This window comes from Cedecea sp. FDAARGOS_727, assembly GCF_012273235.1.
GTDB classification, from domain to species: domain Bacteria; phylum Pseudomonadota; class Gammaproteobacteria; order Enterobacterales; family Enterobacteriaceae; genus Cedecea; species Cedecea davisae.
The window spans coordinates 1,531,406-1,555,617 of the sequence record NZ_CP050966.1 but is presented as its reverse complement, the minus strand read 5'-3'; the positions used below and the strand labels follow the sequence as shown (position 1 = coordinate 1,555,617).

Annotated in this window: 23 protein-coding genes; 17 read left to right on the top strand and 6 right to left on the bottom strand. The window is 54.9% G+C overall.

Annotated elements, in window-relative coordinates:
- Nucleotides 1-83 precede the first annotated feature (83 nt).
- The 5 genes from yjbE (at nt 84) to psiE (ending at nt 4,351) form a co-directional block, all read left to right on the top strand.
- Nucleotides 84-335, top strand: coding sequence for an exopolysaccharide production protein YjbE (gene yjbE / locus FOC35_RS07515; RefSeq protein WP_008455862.1), 252 nt, complete (start codon nt 84-86; stop codon nt 333-335).
- Nucleotides 336-398: 63 nt separating this feature from the next.
- Nucleotides 399-1,037, top strand: coding sequence for a YjbF family lipoprotein (locus FOC35_RS07510; RefSeq protein WP_172568587.1), 639 nt, complete (start codon nt 399-401; stop codon nt 1,035-1,037).
- On the top strand, nt 1,034-1,762 hold the full coding sequence (locus tag FOC35_RS07505; RefSeq protein ID WP_172568586.1) for a capsule biosynthesis GfcC family protein: 729 nt from the start codon (nt 1,034-1,036) through the stop codon (nt 1,760-1,762). The genes FOC35_RS07510 and FOC35_RS07505 overlap by 4 nt, the downstream gene beginning before the upstream one ends.
- Nucleotides 1,762-3,858 carry a YjbH domain-containing protein gene (locus tag FOC35_RS07500; RefSeq protein ID WP_172568585.1) on the top strand — a complete coding sequence of 699 codons (2,097 nt, stop codon included), beginning with the start codon at nt 1,762-1,764 and terminating at the stop codon, nt 3,856-3,858. The genes FOC35_RS07505 and FOC35_RS07500 overlap by 1 nt, the downstream gene beginning before the upstream one ends.
- An 85-nt stretch (nt 3,859-3,943) precedes the next feature.
- A complete protein-coding gene (gene psiE / locus FOC35_RS07495; protein WP_016517415.1) occupies nt 3,944-4,351 on the top strand; it encodes a phosphate-starvation-inducible protein PsiE in 408 nt (135 codons plus the stop codon).
- 101 nt (nt 4,352-4,452) lie between these two features.
- Here psiE and malG read toward each other — a convergent pair whose 3' ends face one another.
- The 3 genes from malG to malE form a co-directional block, all read right to left on the bottom strand.
- Nucleotides 4,453-5,343 carry a maltose ABC transporter permease MalG gene (gene malG, locus FOC35_RS07490; RefSeq protein ID WP_172568584.1) on the bottom strand — a complete coding sequence of 297 codons (891 nt, stop codon included), beginning with the start codon at nt 5,341-5,343 and terminating at the stop codon, nt 4,453-4,455.
- Between the two features lie 11 nt (nt 5,344-5,354).
- Nucleotides 5,355-6,899: a maltose ABC transporter permease MalF gene (gene malF, locus FOC35_RS07485; RefSeq protein ID WP_172568583.1), complete on the bottom strand. Its 1,545-nt coding sequence runs from the start codon at nt 6,897-6,899 to the stop codon at nt 5,355-5,357.
- Between the two features lie 174 nt (nt 6,900-7,073).
- The gene (gene malE / locus FOC35_RS07480; protein WP_172568582.1) at nt 7,074-8,264 is read right to left on the bottom strand and encodes a maltose/maltodextrin ABC transporter substrate-binding protein MalE; all 1,191 of its coding nucleotides are present in this window, start codon (nt 8,262-8,264) and stop codon (nt 7,074-7,076) included.
- 373 nt (nt 8,265-8,637) lie between these two features.
- On the opposite strand from malE, the gene malK reads away from it, so the two are divergent.
- The 5 genes from malK (at nt 8,638) to ubiA (ending at nt 13,739) form a co-directional block, all read left to right on the top strand.
- Nucleotides 8,638-9,747: a maltose/maltodextrin ABC transporter ATP-binding protein MalK gene (gene malK, locus FOC35_RS07475; RefSeq protein WP_016517419.1), complete on the top strand. Its 1,110-nt coding sequence runs from the start codon at nt 8,638-8,640 to the stop codon at nt 9,745-9,747.
- A 24-nt stretch (nt 9,748-9,771) separates the two neighbouring features.
- A complete protein-coding gene (locus FOC35_RS07470) occupies nt 9,772-11,112 on the top strand; it encodes a maltoporin (protein WP_016517420.1) in 1,341 nt (446 codons plus the stop codon).
- Between the two features lie 99 nt (nt 11,113-11,211).
- Nucleotides 11,212-12,162: a maltose operon protein MalM gene (gene malM, locus FOC35_RS07465; RefSeq protein WP_172568581.1), complete on the top strand. Its 951-nt coding sequence runs from the start codon at nt 11,212-11,214 to the stop codon at nt 12,160-12,162.
- 192 nt (nt 12,163-12,354) lie between these two features.
- Entirely contained in the window at nt 12,355-12,867 is a 513-nt protein-coding gene (gene ubiC, locus FOC35_RS07460; RefSeq protein ID WP_016517422.1) for a chorismate lyase, read from the top strand.
- On the top strand, nt 12,867-13,739 hold the full coding sequence (gene ubiA / locus FOC35_RS07455; RefSeq protein ID WP_016517423.1) for a 4-hydroxybenzoate octaprenyltransferase: 873 nt from the start codon (nt 12,867-12,869) through the stop codon (nt 13,737-13,739). The genes ubiC and ubiA overlap by 1 nt, the downstream gene beginning before the upstream one ends.
- Before the next feature lie 49 nt (nt 13,740-13,788).
- Here ubiA and plsB read toward each other — a convergent pair whose 3' ends face one another.
- The gene (gene plsB, locus FOC35_RS07450; protein ID WP_172568580.1) at nt 13,789-16,218 is read right to left on the bottom strand and encodes a glycerol-3-phosphate 1-O-acyltransferase PlsB; all 2,430 of its coding nucleotides are present in this window, start codon (nt 16,216-16,218) and stop codon (nt 13,789-13,791) included.
- A gap of 131 nt (nt 16,219-16,349) precedes the next feature.
- Here plsB and FOC35_RS07445 point away from each other — a divergent pair, with 131 nt between their 5' ends.
- The 4 genes from FOC35_RS07445 to FOC35_RS07430 all read left to right on the top strand — a co-directional run bounded on the left by FOC35_RS07445 (nt 16,350) and on the right by FOC35_RS07430 (nt 19,216).
- Nucleotides 16,350-16,718, top strand: a complete 369-nt coding sequence (locus FOC35_RS07445) for a diacylglycerol kinase (protein WP_016517425.1) — start codon at nt 16,350-16,352, stop codon at nt 16,716-16,718.
- Between the two features lie 108 nt (nt 16,719-16,826).
- Nucleotides 16,827-17,435: a transcriptional repressor LexA gene (lexA, locus tag FOC35_RS07440; protein WP_016517426.1), complete on the top strand. Its 609-nt coding sequence runs from the start codon at nt 16,827-16,829 to the stop codon at nt 17,433-17,435.
- A 75-nt stretch (nt 17,436-17,510) separates the two neighbouring features.
- Entirely contained in the window at nt 17,511-18,845 is a 1,335-nt protein-coding gene (gene dinF / locus FOC35_RS07435) for an MATE family efflux transporter DinF (protein WP_172568579.1), read from the top strand.
- Nucleotides 18,846-19,006: 161 nt separating this feature from the next.
- On the top strand, nt 19,007-19,216 hold the full coding sequence (locus tag FOC35_RS07430; RefSeq protein WP_016517428.1) for a CsbD family protein: 210 nt from the start codon (nt 19,007-19,009) through the stop codon (nt 19,214-19,216).
- 70 nt (nt 19,217-19,286) lie between these two features.
- Here FOC35_RS07430 and zur read toward each other — a convergent pair whose 3' ends face one another.
- On the bottom strand, nt 19,287-19,799 hold the full coding sequence (zur, locus tag FOC35_RS07425; RefSeq protein WP_172568578.1) for a zinc uptake transcriptional repressor Zur: 513 nt from the start codon (nt 19,797-19,799) through the stop codon (nt 19,287-19,289).
- A 95-nt stretch (nt 19,800-19,894) separates the two neighbouring features.
- Here zur and FOC35_RS07420 point away from each other — a divergent pair, with 95 nt between their 5' ends.
- From FOC35_RS07420 to dusA, 3 genes are all read left to right on the top strand, one after another.
- Nucleotides 19,895-20,398: a cupin domain-containing protein gene (locus FOC35_RS07420; RefSeq protein WP_172568577.1), complete on the top strand. Its 504-nt coding sequence runs from the start codon at nt 19,895-19,897 to the stop codon at nt 20,396-20,398.
- Between the two features lie 171 nt (nt 20,399-20,569).
- Complete coding sequence (locus tag FOC35_RS07415) at nt 20,570-21,877, top strand: conjugal transfer protein TraF (protein WP_172568576.1); 1,308 nt, start codon at nt 20,570-20,572, stop codon at nt 21,875-21,877.
- 85 nt (nt 21,878-21,962) lie between these two features.
- Entirely contained in the window at nt 21,963-22,961 is a 999-nt protein-coding gene (dusA, locus tag FOC35_RS07410; protein WP_039897800.1) for a tRNA dihydrouridine(20/20a) synthase DusA, read from the top strand.
- A gap of 199 nt (nt 22,962-23,160) precedes the next feature.
- On the opposite strand, the gene FOC35_RS07405 is transcribed toward dusA, so the two are convergent.
- A complete protein-coding gene (locus tag FOC35_RS07405; protein ID WP_016517433.1) occupies nt 23,161-24,144 on the bottom strand; it encodes a quinone oxidoreductase in 984 nt (327 codons plus the stop codon).
- Nucleotides 24,145-24,212 lie beyond the last annotated feature (68 nt).

Sequence of the window (24,212 nt, the reverse complement as noted above, 5' to 3'; positions counted from 1 at the left end):
CATCACATTGTGTTGTGTATACTCGATGGCGCCTGAAAGCCTTTTCGGGCAAATCTCCATTCATTCAATGAAGGGAAATTGTGATGAGAAAAACCCTTTATGGCGCTTTAGCCATATTTACGCTGGCAGCCGCCGGCGCGGCGAATGCTGACCCTGTAGCAGTGGGTGATGCGGCCGGCGCGCAGGCGACCTCTGTGTCTGCAGGCAGTTCCGCTGCAACCAGCGCCAGCACTGTTGGGTCGGCGGTCGGTGTGGCGCTAGCCGCAACCGGTGGCGGCGACGGTTCTAACACCGGGACCACCACAACCACCACCACCAGCACCACCACCCGCTAACGCTGCGGGTGTTTTTAACCATAACCACACTTCGGTGTGGTTATTTTAAACCGGGGAATCATCGTGTCGCGACTCGCAATACTTTTTGTCTGCCTGTTACTTCAGGGCTGCTCAGCTACAACCCGGGGGCTTGGTGCCTCGCTCTGGCACAGCGTTGCCGGAGGGGGTGGCGTGCAGCTCACCGATGATGAAATCGCCGGGATGCGCTACGCCAGCCAGTACATGAGTATTAACAACGGTCCGCAGCTTTTTGTGGTGCTGGCCTACAACGAAAATGACCAGCAGAAATGGGTCACCCAGGACCGGGCGGTTATCGTCACGCAGAATGGACGCATCGTGAAAACCAGCGGGCTTGGCGACAACCTGACCGAGACAACGAACCTGGGTAATGACCCTCTGGCGAAGGTAAAACAGATAACCGAAGGCGCCGGCTGGACGCGGCAGATTGCATGGACCGAGCATCAGCAGGTGCGCTATGCCACCGCCAGCTCGACCTTCTGCTATGACGGCACCGACACGATAAAAGTCGGTAGCAGCGTCACCAAAGTTCGGGTGCTGGAAGAAGAAGTCACCGCGTTGGGTAAAAGCTGGACTAACCGCTATTGGGTTGATGATGACGGACAAATCCGTAAATCAAAACAGTACCTTGGTCCGGGCTACTGGCCGATTACCACGCTTCTTGTGAAGGCGGCAAAGCAATGAAAAAAATCTTCCTCGCGCTGGCCTTCATAAGCCCATTTGGCTATGCCGAAAGCACCGTTACCGTTTATGCCACCCCGCAGGCCCAGCCGGTAGTCATCAACGATGCCGGGCGGCTTGCCGATTTAGTCACACGCCCCGATCTCAGCCGCAGCTGGTGGCCCGCGGCGGTAATTAGCGAGCGGCAGGCAACAGCCGTTCAGGAGCAAAAAAACCAGCAGCTGCTGACCCGCCTTGGCGAGCTGGCCGCTGATGAAGGCGGCGATGACGGGGCGGCCATTAACGGGCTGCGCCAGCAGCTGAACGCAATTCATGTCACCGGGCGGCAGTTTGTGAACCTTGACCCTGACTGGGTTCGTCTGCGCCCGCAGGCCAACGTGCCGCTGCAGGGGGAATACAGCCTGTGGACCGGCCCTCAACCGACGACGATTACGCTGGCGGGGCTGGTCAGCGCGCCGGGCGTTAAGCCGTTCAAGCCGGGGCGCAGCGTCGATGAATACCTTGACGAAACTAGCCTCCTCAGCGGGGCGGATAACAGTTATGCCTGGGTTATTTATCCCGACGGCAAAACGGAAAAAGCGCCGGTGGCTTACTGGAACAGGCGCCATATCGAACCCTCTCCCGGCAGCATTATTTTTGTTGGTTTCTCCAGCCATCTTTTCAGCTCCACTTTTGACGAGCTGAACCAGCAAATTCTTAATTCCCTGACCCATCGGATACCGGATTAATGAAAAAACGTTACCTGTATAGTCTGATTGCGCTGGCCGTGACTACCGCCTGCCGCGCCGAAACGTATCCGGCACCCGTTGGTCCCTCTCAGGCTGACTTTGGCGGCGTTGGGCTGCTGCAAACGCCTACCGCCCGCATGGCACCGGAAGGGGAGTTTAACCTCAACTATCGCGATAACGATCAGTACCGCTTCTATTCGGCCTCGATGCAGCTGTTCCCGTGGCTGGAAACCACGCTGCGTTATACCGACGTGCGTACTCGACGCTACAGCAGCGTGCAGGCATTCTCGGGCGACCAGACCTATAAAGATAAGGCCTTCGACGTCAAGCTGCGGCTTTGGGAAGAGAATTACTGGCTGCCGCAGGTTTCTGCTGGGATACGCGATTTAGGCGGCACCGGCCTGTTTGACGGCGAATATGTGGTGGCAAGCAAAGGCTGGGGCCCGTTCGATTTCAGCCTGGGCATGGGCTGGGGCTATTTAGGCACCAGCGGCAACATCAAGAACCCGCTGTGCGAATACAGCAATAAATATTGCTACCGCGATAACAGCTATAACATGGCCGGCTCGTTTGACTTCAGCAACATGTTCCACGGCCCAACCTCGCTGTTTGGCGGCGTGGAATATCAGACACCCTGGCAGCCGCTGCGCCTGAAAGTGGAGTATGAAGGCAACAACTACAGCCATGAATTCGCGAGGAAAATAGAGCAGCGCAGCAGCGTAAACGTCGGTGCAATCTACCGCGTGACCGACTGGGCCGATGTGAACATGAGCTATGAACGCGGCAATACTTTTATGTTTGGCGTCACGCTGCGAACCAATTTCAATAAGCTGAAACCAGGCTATAACGACGCTCGTCGCCCTGAATACCAGCCTCACCCGCAGGATGAAATCCTGCAACATAGCGTGGTGGCGAACCAGCTTACGGACCTGAAATACAACGCCGGGCTGGCTAATCCAAATATTCAGATCAAAGGTGACACGCTGTATGTCACGGGAGAGCAGGTGAAATACCGCAACTCCCGGGAAGGTATCGAACGTGCAAACCGCATCGTGATGAATAATCTGCCGGACAATATTCGCACCATTCGCATTACCGAAAGCCGCATCAATATGCCGCAGGTGACAACCGAAACCGACGTTGCCAGCCTGCGCAATCACCTTGCCGGTGAGCCGCTCGGGCATGAAACAGAGTTGGTGCAAAAACGCGTTGAGCCGATTGTGCCGGACAGCACCGAACAGGGCTACTACATTGAGAAATCACGCTTCAACTATTCGATAGACCCGATTCTCAACCAATCTATCGGCGGCCCGGAAAGCTTCTATATGTACCAGGTCGGGATAATGGGCAATGCTGATTTCTGGCTGACGGATCATCTGTTAACCAGCGGCAGCATCTTTGCCAACGTGGCGAATAACTACGACAAATTCAATTACACCAACCCGCCAAATGACTCTTCGCTGCCGCGCGTGCGTACGCATGTGCGTGAGTATGTAGAGAATGACGTCTATATCAATAATCTACAGGCTAACTACTTCCAGTACTTCGGCCATGGCGTTTACGGACAGGTTTATGCGGGCTATCTGGAAACCATGTACGGCGGTGCGGGGGCCGAACTGCTTTATCGCCCGGTGTACAGCAACTGGGCAATTGGCGTGAACGGCAACTATGTGAAGCAGCGCGACTGGCGCAGCTCGCAGGATATGATGAAGTTTACCGACTACAGCGCCAAAACCGGGCATATCACCGGCTACTGGACGCCGCCATTTGCTCAGGATGTTTTAGTGAAACTCAGCATCGGCCAATATCTGGCGCAGGATAAGGGCGGCACGCTGGAGATCTCCAAACACTTCGACAGCGGCGTGGTAGTTGGCACTTATGCCACCATCACCAACGTATCGAAGAAAGAGTACGGGGAAGGGGACTTTACTAAAGGCTTCTACATCAACGTCCCACTGGATATCTTCTCCGCCTACCCAACCCGCAGCCGCGCGCAGGTGACCTGGACGCCGCTGACGCGTGACGGCGGGCAGATGCTGGGCCGTAAGTTCGATCTCTACGGCGTCACCAGCGATCGCAGCGAGAATTTCCGTTAGTGAGGATAAGTAAATAAGCTAGATCCAGATCACACTTTCAACGTATAACAGCCTCCTGATACCACAATAATAATGAGAGGCTGTTATGCCTGCGACACCGCGTTTTGCCTGGATCTCTACCGTCATGCAGACGGTACTTAACCTTGGCCTGCTTGCGCTGGGCCTGATCCTGATTATCTTCCTCGGCAAAGAGACTATTCACCTTGCCACTGTGCTGTTTACGCCGGGCGATGAGGCCAGCTCCTATCTGTTTATCGAAGGGCTGGTGGTCTATTTCCTCTATTTTGAATTTATCGCCTTGATAGTGAAGTATTTTCAGTCGGGCTATCACTTCCCGCTGCGCTACTTCATCTATATCGGCATTACCGCGATTGTGCGGCTGATCATCATCGATCATAAGTCGCCGAGCGATGTTCTTATCTACTCCGGTGCGATCCTGCTGCTGGTGATAACCCTCTGGCTTTGCAACAGCCAGCGCCTGAAACGCGAATAAAAAAGGGCGGCCCGTAGGCCGCCTGAAGTATTACGAAGGTCAAAGTGAGGGTTGCAGTGGTATGGCATAAAGATGAAGCAAGTGACTTTCAGGGATAAACTTTAACCTTTCACCCCGCCAGCGGTCAGGCCGCTAACCAGCCAGCGCTGCGCCAGCAGGAACACAAGGGTAATCGGAATAGCGGAGAGTACCGCCGCGGCGGCAAAGTCGCCCCACAGGTAGTTTTGCGGGTTGAGGTATTGCTGCATACCTACGGCCAGCGTATAGCTGTCCACGTCGCGCAGCAGTAAAGAAGCCACCGGCACTTCGGTAATCGCGCCGATAAACGAAAGAATAAACACCACCGCCAGAATCGGCACCGATAGCGGCAGCAGCACCAGTCGGAACGCCTGCCACGGCGTTGCTCCGTCCAGCGCGGCGGCTTCTTCCAGCGAACCGTCGATGGTTTCGAAGTAGCCTTTAATCGTCCAGACGTGCAGCGCAATCCCGCCCAGATAAGCAAAGATAACCCCGCCGTGGGTATTCAGGCCGATAAACGGAATGTACTGACCCAGGCGGTCAAACAGGGCATACAGCGCCACCAGCGACAGCACCGCAGGGAACATCTGGAAAATGAGCATGCCTTTCAGCAGCGTCGCTTTCCCTGGGAAGCGCATGCGGGCGAAGGCGTAAGCGCAGGTGGTAGAAAGGGCGACGATGCTAATCGCCGTAATGCCGGCAATTTTTACCGAGTTCCACAGCCACAGCAGGACCGGGAACGGCGGCGGCGTCACGCGGCCATCTGCATGCTCGACGCTAAAGCCAAGCGCCAGCTTCCAGTGCTCCCACGAAACCTGATCGGGGATCAGGCTGCCGGTGGCGAAGTTGCCGGGCCGCAGCGAAATGGCAATAACCATCAGCAGCGGGAACATGATTGCCGCAATAAATAACAGCAGCAGCAGATGCGTGACAAACAGACGCAGCTTTTGAGATTTGGGTTGCACCATAGCCATAGTCAGGTTCCTTAATCAAACTTCATGCGGGTGGCTTTCAGGTTCACAATGGCCAGCGCCCCAACCAGCAGGAAGATAAGCGTAGCGATAGCCGCGGCGAGGCCGAAGTCCTGGCCGCCGCCGCCCTCAAAGGCGATGCGATAGGTGTAGCTCACCAGCAGGTCGGTATAGCCAGCTGGCGTGGTGGTGCCAAGTCTGTCCGGCCCGCCGTTGGTCAACAGCTGGATAAGCACAAAGTTGTTAAAGTTAAACGCAAAGCTTGCAATCATCAGCGGCGTTAGCGGCTTGATAAGCAGCGGCAAAGTAATTTTAAAGAAGTTCTGGAACGGCCCCGCGCCGTCCATGGCCGAGGCCTCATAGAGGTCATCGGGAATGGCCTTCAGCAGCCCCATGCACAAAATCATCATGTACGGATAGCCAAGCCAGGTATTGACGATGATTATCATCGAGCGGGCGGTTATCGGGTCGGTAAACCATGCCGGTTTAATGCCAAACAGCGCGCTCAGCATCATGTTGATTTCGCCGAAGCTTTGGTTGAACAAGCCTTTGAAAATCAAAATCGAAATAAACGAAGGCACCGCATACGGCAGGATCAACAGCAGGCGGTAAGCGGCTTTGCCTTTCAGCGATTCCCACTGCACCACGCAGGCCAGCACCATGCCGACCGCAACGGTCAGAATCACCGTCAGTACAGAGAAGATAACCGTCCAGACGAAGATGGCGAGGAACGGTTTCTGGATGCCGTCGTCGTGGAACACCCGCAGGAAGTTTTTCCAGCCGATGGTAACGGTGTAGCCGGGGCTTAGCTGTTCACCGGCCCAGCTGCCGTCGGCGTTAATCGCCTGGTAATAGCCGATGTGCTCATTTGGCGCGTATTTTACGCCGCTTTGGTTATTGGTTAGCTCGCCGTTGGCCGCCAGGGTATAGAGCGGACGCGTGCCGGAGAACTGGCGTAATGAACTCATCACTACTTTGCTTTCATCCGGCAGGACGGCGGTTATCTGGCCGAGCGCCTGGCGGTTTTGGGTAATCACACGCAGGTTACCGCGCTCGCCTTCCGGCAGGGCGTCAGCCTGTTTTAGCTGAATTTTTTGCTCGCCGCCAAAATCAAATTTATCGGAGACATAATGAGTGTCGGTTTCTCCGTCAGTAAGCGCTAACTTCCATTCGCTTCCTTCCGGGTAAAGGCCGAAATTGAAGGTTTTGCCTGCCTGATACTGGCGGTCCAAAAGTACCTGCTGGGCGCGTTCAAATGTCAGCTGGTTGGTGCTGCTGTAGTTGGTGAAGGCGATGGCGATGGTGCAAATAAGCGGAAACAGGACGAACAGCCCCATACCGGCCATACCGGGGTAAACATAGCGCCATGCGTAGGTCTTACGGTTGGCGAAAATATAGAGGCCAAGTGAGCTTAATATCAGCGTCATAATGGCGAACAGGTACTCCCCCTGGGCGTACATTAAAACCACAAGATAGCCCACCAGCAGGGCTAACGCGCCGATGACTGACCACTTCAGTCCCTCGCTTTGCCACCAGCGACTCTTTTTAACTGCATCCATGGGGTCTTCCTCTACAGCGTATTGTTTCCCCTCACCCTAACCCTCTCCCCACGGGGGAGAGGGAACAGAAAGGGCCTGACTTTTTATTTCCGTCTTCCCCTGAGGGAGAGAGCTGAAACCCAACCGAATTCCCCCTCTCCCCTGTGGGGAGAGGGTCGGGGTGAGGGGCAAGGCTTACTTAGTGATACGTCCCTGAGCATCCTTCAGCGCAGCATCAACGGTCTGGCGGCCGCTAACGGCGTTGATTACAGCGGTACGCACCGCATACCAGAAGGCAGACATCTGAGGAATATTCGGCATGATTTCGCCTTTCTGGGCGTTATTCATGGTGGCGGCAATACGAGGATCTTTTGCCAGTTGTTCCTGGAAGGATTTCAACGCCACCGCGCCGAGCGGTTTGTCTTTGTTCACATCGGCCAGACCCTGGTCGGTGAGCAGGTAGTTTTCAAGGAACTCTTTCGCCAGTTCTTTATTCGGGCTGGCGGCGTTAATCCCCGCGCTGAGTACGCCAACAAACGGTTTAGACGGCTTGCCTTTAAAGGTTGGCAGCAGCGTGACGCCGTAGTTGATTTTGCTCTTGTCGATGTTGGACCAGGCCCACGGGCCGTTGATGGTCATCGCGGTTTCGCCTTTGTTAAAGGCCGCCTCGGCGATGGAGTAGTCGGTGTCGGCATTCATCTCTTTGTTCTTGATCATATCAACCAGGAAGCCGAGACCCGCTTTTGCGCCCGCACTGTCTACGCCAACATCTTTCACGTCGTACTTGCCGTTTTCAAACTTGAAGGCGTAACCGCCGTTCGCTGCAATCAGCGGCCAGGTGAAGTACGGTTCTTGCAGGTTGAACATCAGGGCGCTCTTGCCTTTTGCCTTCAGCGACTTATCCAGTGCCGGGATTTCTTCCCAGGTTTTCGGCGGGTTTGGCACCAGATCTTTGTTATAAATCAGCGACAGGGCTTCTACCGCAACCGGATAAGCGATGAATTTGCCGTTGTAGCGAACCGCGTCCCAGGTGAACGGGTAGAGTTTGTCCTGGAAGGCTTTATCAGGGGTAATTTCGGCCAGCAGGCCAGACTGCGCATACCCGCCAAAGCGGTCGTGTGCCCAGAAGATGATATCCGGACCGTCACCCGTTGCTGCCACCTGTGGGAATTTTTCTTCAAGTTTATCAGGATGTTCGATGGTGACTTTAATACCGGTATCTTTCTCAAATTTCTTACCGACCTCGGCCAGGCCGTTGTAGCCTTTATCGCCGTTAATCCAGATGACCAGTTTGCCTTCTTCGATTTTTGCCAGTGCAGAGGCGGAAAGCATCATCGTTGTCAGAGCTGACAGGGCGAGAATGCGGGCGCCGGTTTTAATTTTCATGTTCCCATCCTTTGAGTGGTGGTTTGCGCTTTATAGGGTAGTGCAGATTAACGTTGTTAAGTCTGCGGAGATGGCAAGCGCTTCTCATCCTCCTTTGCTCTACGCCCCTGGGTGGTTATCTGTGATCTGCTTTGCATAACTGGCCGTTATGTGTCCTGGAGCACATAAAAACGCGCTGAAAACTGACGCCACGATCACGAAAATCCCTTGCCGTGCCTGTAACCGGTTGCAGATACCCCTCTCTCATCCTCCCGCCTCCTCCCCCACAAAAAAGCCGAAGGGTGGAGGATTTACCAAATGTAGCCATCCCTCATAGTCGGACACATCTTGAATCACCTGCCCGGCGGCAGGCGGCAGTAATAAGGGAGTGGTAATGGCAAGCGTACAGCTGCGGAACGTAACAAAAGCCTGGGGTGACGTGGTGGTATCGAAAGATATTAATCTCGACATCAATGAAGGAGAGTTCGTGGTTTTTGTCGGACCTTCTGGCTGCGGTAAGTCAACTCTGCTGCGTATGATTGCGGGCCTGGAAACCATCACCAGCGGCGAACTGCTGATTGGTGAAAAACGCATGAATGACATTCCTCCCGCCGAGCGTGGCGTCGGGATGGTGTTCCAGTCCTATGCCCTCTACCCCCATCTTTCTGTCGCGGAAAACATGTCTTTTGGCCTGAAGCTTGCCGGGGCAAAAAAAGACGATATCAACCAGCGCGTCACTCAGGTTTCCGAAACCTTACAGCTCGCGCATCTACTGGAGCGCCGCCCGAAGGCGCTTTCCGGCGGGCAGCGTCAGCGCGTGGCGATTGGCCGTACCCTGGTGGCCGAGCCGCGAGTCTTCCTGCTGGATGAGCCGCTTTCAAACCTTGATGCGGCGCTGCGCGTACAGATGCGCATTGAGATTTCCCGTCTGCACAAGCGGCTGGGCCGCACGATGATTTACGTGACCCATGACCAGGTGGAAGCGATGACCCTGGCCGACAAAATTGTGGTGCTGGATGCCGGGCGCGTAGCGCAGGTCGGCAAACCGTTAGAGCTGTACCACTACCCGGCAGACCGCTTCGTGGCGGGCTTTATCGGGTCACCGAAGATGAACTTCCTGCCGGTAAAAGTGACCGCTACGGCCATTGACCAGGTGCAGGTGGAATTGCCGAACCGCCAGCACGTATGGCTGCCGGTGGAAAGCCGCGATGTTCAGGTGGGGGCCAATATGTCACTTGGCATCCGCCCGGAACACCTGCTGCCGAGCGACATTGCTGATGTCACCCTGGAAGGGGAAGTGCAGGTCGTTGAGCAGTTGGGACATGAGACTCAGATCCACATCCAAATCCCCGCCATTCGTCAGAACCTGGTCTACCGCCAGAATGACGTGGTGTTGGTAAAAGAGGGTGCCACATTCGCTATTGGCCTGCCGCCAGAGCGTTGCCATCTGTTCCGAGAAGATGGCACCGCATGTCGTCGGTTGCATCAAGAGCCCGGCGTTTAAGCATTCCCATAAAAAAGAAAAGCAATGATCTCAGGAGATAGAATGATGATTACTCTGCGCAAACTCCCACTGGCGGTTGCCGTTATTGCAGGTATCGTGTCTGCACAGGCCGGCGCCGTTGATTTCAAGGGTTATGCACGTTCTGGTATTGGCTGGACAGGTAGCGGCGGCGAGCAGCAGTGTTTTAAAGCGACAGGCGCGGGTTCTAAATACCGTCTGGGTAACGAATGCGAAACTTATGCTGAAGTTGAATTAGGTCAGCAAGTTTGGCAAGAAGGTGAAAAAAGCTTCTACGTTGACACCATGATCGGTTACGCCACCAGCCAGCTGAACGACGTTGAAGACACCGACGGCGGCCCACGCGTGCGCCAGATGAACGTTGTGGGTAAAAACCTGATCGACGCGCTGCCGGGTGCGAATATTTGGGCAGGTAAACGTTACTACAAACGTCATGACGTCCACATGATTGACTTCTACTACTGGGATATTTCAGGCCCTGGCGGCGGTATCGAAGATATCGACCTGGGCTTCGGTAAAATCTCCCTGGCTGCAACCCGTAATGGTGAAGCCGGTGGTTCAGAGGCCTTTATCAACGGCCAAACCAAAAACAAAGATCTGGCGAACGATATCTTCGACGTGCGTTTAGGCCAGATGCAAGTTAACCCAGGTGGTTCTCTGGAAGTTGGTTTTGACTACGGTCGCGCCAACACCACCAAGCACTACGATTTTGGCGTGCAGGATGCGACTAAAAACGGTTGGTTGGGTACCGTGGAACATACCCAGACCTTCCTTGGTACCAGCCTGAACAAATTTGTGGTGCAGTACGGTACTAACGCGATGGCGCAAACCAACGGTACCGGTCGTCCGGATACTTCCAGAAACAACGACGGCAAAATGCTGCGCGTGATCGACCACGGTGCTATCGACTTCAACGATACCTGGGGCCTGATGTACGTAGGTATGTACCAGGATCTCAACCGTGATGATAACAACGGCACCAAATGGTGGACCGTTGGCGTGCGCCCAATGTACAAATGGACGCCAATCATGAGCACCCTGCTGGAAGCGGGCTACGACAACGTGAAGTCTCAGCTGACCGACAAGAGCAACAACCAGTACAAAATTACCCTGGCGCAGCAGTGGCAGGCGGGCAACAGCATCTGGTCTCGTCCGGCTATCCGCGTCTTCGCGACCTATGCCAAGTGGGATGAGAAGTGGGGTTATTCCTCCAGCAATGCCAGCGATGCTAACTACGTCGCGAATACGCCATCCGGTATTGCTTTCAGCGATACCAGCGCCCGTACCTTTAGCCGCGGCAACGATAGCGAAGTGACCTTCGGGATCCAGATGGAAGCCTGGTGGTAAGTTAACCCGCTGCGCGGGTGCTTAGCACCCGCCAGTTTCACATGCCTGACCCGTCTCTTTTTTGCCTGAAGGAGGCGGGTTCGCTTCGAGGATAAAACAATGAAAAAACATCTTCTTGCGCTTTGCCTGCTTCCTGTTCTGGGCTTATCGTCCGTGCCGGCTGCTTTTGCTGCGAATACCGCGATTAACCCACAAAACGTCTCAACCGCACCGGCTATTCCTGCGGAAAAATTACAGAGTCTGCCGTGGATACCTCTGATGCCGCCAGTCAGCCAGAATGTTGTTCTGGATGCGTCATCGGCCAGTATTAACGCGGGTGACCTTACCGGGGGCGTAGCCGCCTTCGTGCTGCCAGCCGATCAGGGCTCGCTCGAAATTACGCTCTCCAGCGTGGTGAAAGACTTAAGCGTTTACGCACCAAACGTATTGATTCTTGACGCTCAAATGCAGCCTTCTGCTTTCTTCCCGAGCAGCTATTTCCAGTATCAAAAACCGGGAATGACCTCCGGCAACCGTCTGGAAAACGTCATGAAACTGACCCCGATGATGGGCCAGAAACAGATCTATATGCTGGTGTACACCACCAAACGCGATCTGACCGAAACTACCCGTATGATTAACCCGGCGAAGCTCTACGCTGAGGGAGCAAGCAACGCCATTCCTGATGTTGCTGACCCGGTTGCCCGCCACGCCGGGCAGGGCGCGCTGACGGTACAAGTCAAAACTGAACAAAACAGCGGCAACATCATGATTGGCAAGATCTTCGGCGGGTCCGATGCCAAACCTGTTGTGGTAGGCAACGTCGCTCCTCCGACGGCTTACTCCGCACCGACCGCCGCTTCTGCACCTGTGGCAGCACCTGCTCCGGCACCTGCCGCGAAGAGTGAGCCGGTGCTCAACGATACTGAAAGCTATTTTAACCACGCGATTAAACAGGCTGTGGATAAAGGCGACATCGATAAAGCCCTGAAACTGCTGAATGAAGCCGAGCGCCTGGGTTCCACCTCCGCCCGTAAAACTTTTATCAGCAGTGTAAAAGGCAAGGGGTAACCATCTCCCCACGTTGCTGATGCTTGAAGTATTGGTGCGCTCCGGCGCACCTTTTTTTTCTCCGTAGCCCGACGGGCTTTGAGCTGCTGTTGCTCAATTGTTGCGATATTTACGGCCAGTGTTGCCATTGCCTGCCGCACGGCGGCGTTCTGCGTTACAATGCCTTCAGGTTATGTATCGGAGAGCATCCCCATGTCCGACGCGCTGTCGCCTTTGCGCGCTCTGAATTTCTTTACGGAGGTCCCGCAAGGGCTTAGCTCCGCTTATCTCGACTGGCTGCTGCTGGAAGATTCGATGACGAAGCGCTTCGAACAGCACTGCTCAAAAGTTACCGTACGCATTGTGCGTGAAGGTTTTATCGACCCGAATAGCGATGATGTGCCCGAGGCTGAACTGCTGCCCCATACCGGGCGCTACTGGCTGCGGGAAATCATTCTCTGCGGGGATGAGGTGCCATGGCTGCTTGGTCGCACCGTAGTGCCAGAAACCACGCTCGACGGGCCGGAACTCGCGTTGCAGAAGCTGGGTAGCACGCCGCTGGGCCGCTACTTGTTTAGCTCATCGACCCTGACGCGAGATTATATCCAGGTTGGCCGCAGCGCCGAACTGTGGGGGCGTCGCTCCCGCCTGAGGCTCTCCGGCAAGCCACTGCTGCTTACCGAACTGTTCCTGCCAGCGTCTCCGCTGTATGAGGAGGAAAAATAATGGAATGGAGTTTGAGCCAGGAAAAACTTCTGGCTTACCACCGGCTGATGCGTACCGATAAGCCGATAGGCGCGCTGCTGCTGCTGTGGCCGACGTTGTGGGCGCTGTGGGTCGCTTCGCCGGGCATGCCGCCGCTGACAATTCTGGCGGTATTTATTGCCGGAGTCTGGCTGATGCGCGCCGCGGGCTGCGTGATTAATGATTATGCGGATCGCAAATTTGACGGTCACGTTAAGCGTACGGCTCAGCGCCCAATACCCAGCGGAGCGGTAAGCGAGAAAGAAGCCCGCACGCTATTTGTGGTGCTGGTGGCGCTGGCTTTTGTGCTGGTGCTGACGCTGAACACGATGACGATTTTGCTGTCCGTTGCGGCGCTGGCGCTGGCCTGGATTTATCCGTTTATGAAGCGCTACACCCATCTGCCGCAGGTGGTGCTGGGAGCGGCGTTTGGCTGGTCCATTCCCATGGCGTTTGCCGCGGTTAGTGAGTCCGTGCCGCTGAGCTGCTGGCTGATGTTCCTGGCGAATATTTGCTGGGCGGTAGCTTACGATACGCAATACGCGATGGTTGACCGCGATGATGACCTGAAAATTGGCATTAAATCGACGGCAATTTTGTTTGGCCGTAATGACAAACTGATTATCGGGATTTTGCAGGTTGCCACGATGGTGCTGATGGCGATGGTTGGCTGGCTAAACGGTCTGGGCGGCACATTTTACTGGTCGATTCTACTGGCCGGCGGGCTGTTTGTTCACCAGCAGAAGCTGATTGCCAAACGTGAACGTGAAGGCTGCTTTAAAGCGTTTATGAATAATAACTATGTGGGTCTGGTGTTGTTTATCGGGCTGGTGCTCAGCTACCTGCACTTCTGATTCGGGCCAACAATAAAAAAGGCGGGTTTCTCACCCGCCTTTTTGCATTTTAAGAAACCGCGTCCTGGGACGCCGCGCTCTCAATGGTCAGGCGCACGTCCGAGGTAACGAGATCTGCCAGCATCTGGTAAACCTTCATGGTTTCGGCCGCATCCGCGTCGCCGGTATCGCTGATGTAGCCTTCATCGCGCAGGGTCAGTACCAGCGAGGTGAAGACGGCTTTATCAAAGAATTCCGGGGCGTTAATACCGTGCAGGACCGACAAACGCTGCGCCACGGTGCGGCTTTCGCGCTCCAGGGTGCCGCGGTTAATCGCCGGGTTGGCGCTCAACTGCCAGAAGGTAATGGCATAACGCTGGATAGTCTCGCGCACGCCCGCCGCCAGAAGCTGCAAGGTGCGTGAGCGGTTCGGATTGATCTGCACTTCATCATTGGCAACGACAACCAGCCCCTGACGCTCCATCTCCGCAATCATTGCATCGATTTCAGCGCCCAACTCGCTCTTCTCCCAGCGCAGAAACAGTTCGGCCTTAAGCATCGGATAAATAACTTCTATCTGACGCAGCAGCTCGGCACGCGAGATATGGCGATGCTGGGTGATAATAGAGGCCATCAGCGAAGGCAGCACCAGCATGTGCATGATGTTGTTGCGGTAATAGGTCATCAGCACTGCCTGCTCGCGCGGCAGAATGATGATGTCGCCGATGGTGTCTTTCTCAACTTCGAACTTGTTCATCTGCAACGCGTGGTCGATAAGCGCATCGGCGGTGACCGTTGGCGCCGTCGCGTCCGGAGAATAAGGCACGTTACGCAGCAGATTCAGGTAGCAGTCCAGCTGTTCGGTCAGCTGTTCGCGGGTAAGAGAACGCTGGCGCGAAGCGAGCAGTGCGGTACAGCACAGGTTCATGGCATTTGCCGCGCCTGCGTTGTTGATGCGCACCATCAGGTCAGCCGCAATTTCATTAACCGTCGGCGTCAGCCAGGCCGGGCGAATCGATTCGATTGGGTCGATAGAGTCGCGCCACTCAGGAACGTGCTGATTCAGATAGGTCATCAGCGGCAGCGGTTCACCGAAGTTCACATAGCCCTGACCCAGATTACGCAGCTTGCTCAGACCGCGGACCATTTGCATAAAGCCTTCTTTCTCTTTGGTCGCGCCGCGCAGCTCTTTGGCGTAGGTTCCGACCTCCATCACATGCTCGTAGCCGATATAAATCGGCACCAGAGTAATAGGGCGGGTGCCACCGCGCAGCATGGCCTGAATGGTCATCGACAGGGTGCCGGTTTTCGGGTCAAGCAGGCGGCCGGTACGTGAGCGCCCCCCCTCCACGAAATACTCAACCGAATAGCCGCGGCTGAATAGCTCGCCGAGGTACTCGCGGAATACCGTAGAGTAGAGCTTGTTGCCCTTAAAGGTTCGGCGAATAAAGAACGCACCCAGGCGGCGGAATATCGGGCCTGCTGGCCAGAAGTTCAGGTTAATACCGGCGGCGATATGCGGCGGCACCAGCCCCTGGTGGTAAAGCACGTAAGAGAGCAGCAGGTAGTCCATGTGGCTGCGGTGGCACGGCACATAGACGATTTCGTGGCCGTCGTGAGCAAGCTGGCGCACGCGCTCGGCATTGTGCACGTTAATGCCCTGATAGAGACGGTTCCAGGTCAGCCCCAGTACGCGGTCCGTCAGGCGAACGGCTTCATAGGAGAAGTTAGCCGCAATCTCTTCCATCAGCGCGACGGCATTCTGCTGTGCCTTCTCGTGAGAAATTTTCTTGCTGCGCGCTTCATCTTCTACCGCACGTGCAATCGCTTTCGATGCCAGCAGCTTGTTAAACAAGTCCTGACGCACCGGCAGGCGCGGCCCAACGGCAGCTAAGCGCTGGCGAGCGAAGTGGGTACGCGCGACGCGAGCCAGCTTCTGGGCGATGATTTTGTCGGTGCCGTGTTCGGTTGCCATACGGCGCAGCGAAACAGGGGGAGAGAAGCGCACAAAGCTGTCGCGACCCAGCCACGAAACGGCAAAGAATTTTTGTACGCCGTTGAGCGTGCGCAGAGGAGGATTAACTTCCCCTTTCTCGCGGCCGGGTGAGCGGCCAAACATCACGGAAACCGGCACCATCTGTACATCGAGATCGGGATTGCTGCGGTGCAGGTCCAGATAATCGTGGAACAGTTTTACCGACTCTTCTTTTGGCGTGTAGTAAGTAAAGACGCGCGGCCCGCCGTGAATAAACACGTAGCGCGGCAGCAGTGCGCCGTCAATTTCCAGAGGTTCCAGCGGATCGGGCAGGTCATGCTCCAGGCATTGGGCGCGCAGGGTCAGTAGGTCTGCCTTCGAGTTATAAGGCAGGACATACATAATTGGGCGCGAGGGATCCAGACCGAGTTCGGTTTGTGGATCCGCCGGGATAGACTTGCTTTTTACCAGAACACTTAATGGTAAATTCAGTAATTTGTAGTAAATTCTTGGCCAGCCTGACATAGATGATGTAAAGCCTCAGGTTAATAATGCAAATGCGCCGCAAGGATATCAGAAACTCCGGGGAATTTCTGTGGCGCTGCGATTTAGACTCAATGAGCATTGACGCTCAATATTTAAAAAGGTTTCCTTGAATGGCGAATAATACCACCGGCATCACCCGCATTATTAAGGCTGCAGGCTACTCGTGGAAGGGGCTGCGTGCGGCCTGGATAAACGAAGCTGCATTTCGTCAGGAGGGCGTGGCCGCGGTAATTGCTATTATAATCGCCTGCTGGCTGGACGTTGACCCGATCACCCGCATTTTGCTGATTGGCTCCGTGGTGCTGGTGATGATTGTTGAAATTCTGAATAGCGCCATCGAGGCATTGGTCGACCGCGTAGGCACCGACTACCACGAACTTTCCGGGCGCGCCAAAGATATGGGATCTGCCGCCGTACTGATTGCGATTATCCTGGCGGTTGTCACCTGGGTCACGCTGCTTTGGTCACATTTGCGATAGGCTTTCCATAATCGGTTAAGTGGCTGGTTTTTGCTTAATTTGTGGTTTCAAATTCACCCGGGGCTGTATATACTCACAGCATAACTGTATAAACACCCAGGGGGCGGAATGAAAGCACTAACTACCAGGCAGCAAGAGGTGTTTGATCTCATTCGGGATCATATCAACCAAACCGGCATGCCACCTACGCGCGCCGAGATTGCACAACGTCTGGGGTTCCGTTCTCCAAACGCCGCTGAGGAACATCTCAAAGCGCTGGCCCGCAAAGGGGTCATTGAGATTGTTTCCGGCGCGTCGCGCGGCATTCGCCTGCTGGTTGAAGAAGAAACCGGCCTGCCGCTGGTCGGGCGCGTTGCCGCCGGTGAGCCGCTTCTGGCGCAGCAGCATATCGAAGGCCATTATCAGGTCGATCCGTCGTTGTTTAAACCTAATGCCGACTTCCTGCTGCGCGTGAGCGGCATGTCGATGAAAGACATCGGCATTATGGATGGTGACCTGCTGGCGGTGCATAAAACGCAGGACGTACGTAATGGCCAGGTTGTGGTGGCGCGTATTGACGACGAAGTGACGGTTAAACGTCTGAAAAAACAGGGCAACACCGTTCAGCTACTGCCTGAAAACAGCGAGTTTCAGCCTATCGTTGTCGATCTGCGCGAGCAAAACTTTAGCATTGAAGGTCTGGCCGTGGGCGTAATCCGCAACGGCGAATGGCTGTAACACGTCTTTCGGTGGTGCGGTAACACGCCGTACCACCCGCTCTATTCCCCCTCATTATTTTCCTGGGTCACTCTGATGCGATTTTTTTCGTCGACGGATAGTGCGCTGTGGCGTCTTGCGCTTCCCATGATTTTCTCCAATATCACGGTGCCGCTGCTGGGGCTGGTTGATACCGCCGTTATTGGTCATCTCGACAGCCCGACCTATCTGGGCGGCGTGGCGATAGGCGCAACCGCGACCAGTTTCCTGTTTATGCTGCTGCTGTTTCTGCGTATGAGCACTACCGGGCTTGCGGCTCAGGCGTTTGGCGCTAACGATCCGCTGCGTCTCGCCCGCGCTTTGCTTCAGCCGCTGATACTGGCGCTGGCAGCCGGTTTGGCCATTATGGTGCTGCGCGGGCCGCTAATCGGTCTTGCTTTGCATATTGTCGGCGGCAGCGAAGAGGTGCTTTATCAGGCCCGGCGTTTTCTTGAAATTCGTTGGCTAAGCGCTCCGGCGTCGCTGGCTAATCTGGTGCTGCTGGGCTGGCTGCTCGGCGTGCAGTACGCTCGCGCCCCGGTTATTTTGCTGGTGGTGGGTAACCTGCTGAATATCGTGCTCGACCTTTGGCTTGTCATGGGCCTGCATATGAACGTGCAGGGGGCCGCACTGGCGACCGTTATTGCCGAGTATGCGACGTTTATCATCGGCTTAGCGATGGTACACAGGGTGTTAAAGCTGCGCGGTATTGATTGGTCATGCCTGAAGATGGCATGGCGAGGAGATCTGCGAAGGCTGCTGGCCCTCAACCGTGACATCATGCTGCGCTCGCTTCTGCTGCAAGTTTGCTTTGCCTCAATGACCATTTTTGGCGCTCGGCTGGGGGGCGAAATTGTCGCGCTGAATGCGGTTTTGATGACGCTGCTGACCTTTACCGCCTACGCGCTGGACGGATTTGCTTATGCCGTTGAGGCGCATTCCGGGCAGGCGTATGGCGCCCGTAATCGCGGGCAGCTTCTCAAGGTCTGGGGGGCAGCATGCAGGCAGGCCGGGCTGGTTGCATTGGCTTTCGCCGCTGTTTATGCCGTGGCGGGCGAGCAGATAGTCTCGATGCTGACTTCGCTGCCAGAGCTACGCCAACTGGCGAATAGCTATCTGCCATGGCAAATCATACTGCCGGTTGTTGGCGTCTGGTGTTACCTGCTGGACGGAATGTTTATCGGCGCTACGCGTGGGGCTGAAATGCGTAACAGCATGGCCGTTGCGGCGCTGGGGTTTGGTCTAACCTTGCTGACACTGCCTCTCTTTGGCAACCATGCGCTGTGGCTGGCTTTGGCGGTGTTTCTGGCGCTGCGCGGCCTTTCGCTTGGTTTTATCTGGCGTCGCCACTGGCGTAACAACAGCTGGTTTCCCGCCGACGGCAGGCAGTAGTGATTTCTCTCTGAATGGTTAAAGATTCTTAGTTTTTCCCAGAGGTCGAAATCATTAACTACAATTAATCTCACGTTCAGCAGATAGTGGGTGACTGTTCAAAGGAAAGCACCCAACGGCTGATATGTTCAGAACCTAAACCGAACGATGAGGAGACGACTATGAATAAGGACGAACTCGGCGGTAACTGGAAACAGTTCAAAGGTACGGTTAAAGAAAAATGGGGCAAGCTGACCGATGACGATATGACCGTTATCGAAGGTAAGCGTGACCAGCTGGTGGGTAAAATCCAGGAACGCTACGGCTATGCCAAAGACCAGGCAGAGAAAGAAGTGAAGGACTGGGAGTCCAGGAATGACTATCGCTGGTAGCCTGCCAGCCTCTCAAATGTGCTAATGCTCACAGGCTATCCTACCCGGGTACAAGGATGTACCAACCCTTCTAACGTTTTTTCTTGGATTGCACCGTGTGGTCGTGGCCGCAGGCATCGTGATGCCGACAGGCTTCAACTTCTGCGCAGTCACAGCATAAACCATGCGCTTCAATCACGTTGTGGCGCAGCGCAAATCCCATCTTTGACGCAAGATTTTGCATAATATCTTCCACACCCTCAGCCGTCTGCTCTTTCACTGAGCCACATCTGTCGCAGATAAACATGGCCGAAGAGTGGGTAGGGCTTTCGATGAAATTACACAGCACATAGCTGTTATTGGATTCCACTCGATGCACAAAGCCCTGCTCCAGCAGAAAGTCCAGCGCACGATAAACGGTCGGAGGTTTCGCCTGAGGCTCACTGACGCGCAGGAGATCGAGCAGGTCATAGGCGCTGATGGCTCCGGTTTGCTCGGACATCAGGCGCAGCACCTCAAGACGCTGTGGCGTCAGGCGTACATTGCGTTGCAGGCACAGCTTTTCTGCCTGTGCTAACACGTTTTGCGTTGTGGTGGTATCCATCAGCCTCTCCCGGTCATTGACCTGATACTTTACCATAATGCGGATAAAACGCCGAATCCTGGTACATAATGACCCTATCTACCCCGGAGGATGTTATGCAAAAACCAGATTGTATTCGCCACTGGCGCGAACTTGAAGGCGCAGATGACTCGAGCTACCCAGACAGCCCGGAACGCTTTTCCATTGGCGCTCCGCTGGCCCGGAATTTAGGTCTGACGCGACTCGGCATTCACCATGAGCGTATTCCCCCCGGCAGACGAACCTCTTACCCTCATGCAGAAAGCAGCGAAGAGGAGTTTGCCTATGTGCTCGAAGGGCACCCTGAAGTGTGGATTAACGGCCACCTGTGGCGGCTTGAACCGGGTGATAGCGTCGGTTTCCCCGCCGGAACCGGTATTTGCCATACCTTCATTAATAATACTGAGCAGGATGTTCGACTGTTAGTCGTGGGGGAAGCGAATAAGGCTGAAAATAAAATTTATTACCCGCTAAATCAGTCTTATGCCATGCAGCGTAAGGATCGCTGGATCGACCACCCGCCACAATTCTTTGGGCCGCATAACGGTCTTCCTTCACGAAAGCCCAAGGGTAAACTATAAATTAATTAGCAAGGAAACAATAAGACTCGAACCCTAAGGATATATTGGGGATGCTGATGGCTTAAATATCCATCCTTTTATCGCGCTATTCACAGCAATAGTCCGCCTCTGTTCAGTCATAACTGTCAGGGGTGAATTACTTAATCTGACAATCAGACAGGCGTGCTGTGAATGAATAAAATAAAATCTTCGGTGGCGACACTCGCCGCAACGTTATTTATTGCTAATCAGGCCGGGGCGGCAGGAACCTGGTCCGAAGCGCGTAACGATGCGATGGGCGGAACAGGGGTGGCCTCTGCCAACTATGGTAGCGGAGTGTTAATCAACCCAGCGTTATTAGCAAACTCTCAACCTGATGACAATATTACGGTTATTCTCCCGACGGTGGGGGCGCAAATAACCGATAAAGACAATCTCCAGGACAGAATTGATGATATCAGCGACAAAGTTGATAACTATAAACTCGCCATCGGGTCGTTAACGCCGCGAGATATAATTTTAAATCCCGGCGGAACATTAAATCAGTTCCGCAGCGCGGCGGGCGATTTAGCCGGTGAACTGGAAGATTTACGCGGTGAAACGGCAAACGCTAAAGCTGCCGCAGGTATCGCTGTCAGCATTCCCAATGACACGCTGTCCGTCGCCTTCGTCACTAAAGCCTACGCGCGGGCCAGAGTCAGCTCTTCTATCGACCAGAACGACATCGACTATTTGCGCAGTATTCAGAACTCCAGCCTGGTTGCAGGAAGCGTGGCGATTGATGCCGCGCTTAATGGTTCTAACCGTATCACCAGTAATCTGAATTCTACTGCCTCCGGGCGGGCTGCAATTGTTTCCGATTACGGGATCGCTCTGGCGCATAAGTTCGATGTTGGCGGCGTGCCGGTTTCGGTTGGCGTGACGCCAAAACTGCAGAAAACCTGGCTGTATAATTACACGACTTCGATTTACTCCTATGACAGCGGTGACTGGAAAAAAGGGCAATATCGCAACGACGATACCGGCTTTAACCTTGATGCGGGCGTTGCCGCAGACTTAGGGCAAAACTGGACCGTAGGTCTGAGCGGTCAGAACCTGGTTTCACGCGATATCGACACCAAAGATATTCGCATCACCAACGGGCGCACCGGTGAAACCCGCAGCTACAAAGATACTTTCCAGATTAGCCCTCTGGTGACTGCTGGCGTAGCCTGGCATAACGAATTTGTTACGCTCAGCGCCGACGGCGACCTTACCGAAACGAAAGGTTTCAAGAGCGAAGCTAATTCCCAATATGTTGGTGTGGGTGCAGAAGTCAGGCCGCTTTCCTGGCTGGCGCTGCGGGCAGGTTATCGTGCGGATATGAAAAACAACGACAGCAATGTCTTCACCGGCGGCGTTGGCTTCGCGCCAGGCAAACGCGTACATGTCGATCTGATGGGATTGTACGGCGAAGAAAAGACCTGGGGCGCAGGCGCACAGCTGAGCGTGACTTTCTAATGAGGCTCACCGGGGCAGGCAGATGCTCCGGTGCTGCTTTATGCTATAGTAGCGACCCTTTTTAAACCGTAGCCCGCGTAAACGTATGTCCTCACAAAGCAACCAGACTCCTTTCCAGCCGCATCGTTTCTCTATTGCTCCGATGCTGGACTGGACCGACCGCCACTGCCGCTATTTCCTGCGTCAGCTGTCTCGCCACACGCTGCTGTACACCGAAATGGTGACTACCGGGGCGATCATTCACGGCAAAGGGGACTATCTGGCCTATAGCGAAGAGGAGCATCCCGTCGCGTTGCAACTGGGCGGTAGCGATCCACAGGCGCTGGCTCAGTGCGCAAAACTTGCTGAAGCCAGGGGATACGATGAAATCAACCTCAACGTTGGCTGCCCTTCAGACCGCGTGCAAAATGGCCGCTTTGGTGCCTGCCTGATGGGCGACGCGCAGCTGGTTGCCGACTGCGTAAAAGCGATGCGCGATGTGGTTTCGATTCCGGTTACGGTAAAAACCCGTATCGGTATTGATGACCAGGACAGTTACGAGTTCTTGTGTGACTTTATCGGCACCGTAGCCGGTAAGGGCGAGTGCGAGATGTTTATCATCCACGCGCGTAAAGCCTGGCTTTCTGGCCTTAGCCCGAAAGAGAACCGCGAAATACCGCCGCTGGACTATCCTCGCGTTTATCAGCTTAAGCGCGACTTCCCGCACCTGACGATGGCTATCAACGGCGGGGTAAAAACGCTGGAAGAAGCCAAAACGCACCTCCAGCATCTGGATGGCGTAATGGTCGGGCGTGAGGCTTATCAAAATCCTGGCCTGCTAACCACCGTCGATCGTGAGATTTTTGGCGCGGACGTAGAAGACCGCGATCCGGTTGCCGTTGTGCGTGCGATGTATCCTTATATTGAGCGCGAACTGGCAAACGGCACTTATCTTGGCCACGTCACCCGGCATATGCTCGGTCTGTTCCAGGGCATTCCGGGAGCGCGCCAGTGGCGGCGCTATTTAAGTGAAAATGCCCACAAAGCCGGAGCAGGGATCGATGTTGTGGAACACGCGCTGTCTCTGGTAGCCGACAAACGGTAGCCGTAGAGACGGAATAAGCCGGGTTAATTTGGGTATTGCGGAGCCGATCACAAGCCTGCACTTAATCCCGGCAGGGCCGTTTCAATTAGCCATCAAATCTGAGAATATCTTTTCGCAGTAACAGAATTCATCGCGCTGTACCCTACATACGGCACGAACAAAAAAAGAAAGGGCTTCCTGCGGGAAGCCCTAATTCTTTCTAAGGGATCAACAAACTTGAGCCTTGAGTTGCACGGCTTTCCAGCGTTCGGTGAGCAAGCACCGCATCCTTCAGCGCAAATTTCTGGTTTTCAGCCACATCCACCTTGATTGCTCCGCTGGCAATTAGCGAAAACAGCTCGTTACAGGCTTCGTCAAATTCTGCTCGGGTAGTCAAATAGCCGTTCAGAGACGGGCGAGTGACGTACAGCGACCCTTTCTGATTCAGAATGCCGAGGTTGACGCCGGTCACCGGGCCAGATGAATTGCCGAAGCTGACCATCAGCCCGCGGCGCTGCAGGCAGTCGAGCGAAGCTTCCCAGGTCTCTTTACCCACCGAATCGTAAACCACCGCTACCTTTTTCCCGCCGGTCAGCTCTTTCACGCGTTCAGAGATATTTTCGTGCTGGTAATTAATTGTCTGCCAGGCCCCGGCCTGCTGAGCACGTTCGGCTTTTTGCGCGGAACCCACCGTACCAATCAGCTTCGCGCCGAGCGCTTTCGCCCACTGGCAGGCAATCAGCCCCACGCCGCCCGCCGCCGCGTGAAACAGGAAGGTTTCGTTGGCTTTGATTTCATAGGTTTTGCGCAGCAGATAAAACACCGTCAGGCCTTTCAGAAACGAAGCCGCGGCCTGTTCGAATGAGATAGCATCTGGAATTTTAGCGACCTTGTCGGCCGGAGCATTATGCACGCTGCTGTAGGCTCCCAGCCCTGACTGGGCGTAAACAACGCGATCGCCGACTTTCAGGTGCGTGACCTGGCTGCCGACCTTACTGACAACGCCTGCGGCTTCGGTTCCCAGCCCGCTGGGCAGCGATGGAGGCGGGTAAAGTCCGCTGCGAATATAGGTATCGATATAGTTGATGCCTATCGCCTTATTCTCCACCTGAACTTCGTTTTCTGTAGGATCTTTCGGTGTAAATTCAACCGACTTCAGCACTTCAGGCCCGCCGTGCTGGCTAAATTCTATGCGCGTTGCCATGGAAACTCCTTGTGTCGAAGAGTGACAAGAATGGTTATACTTCCGGGTCTCTCACTATGAATTTGGTA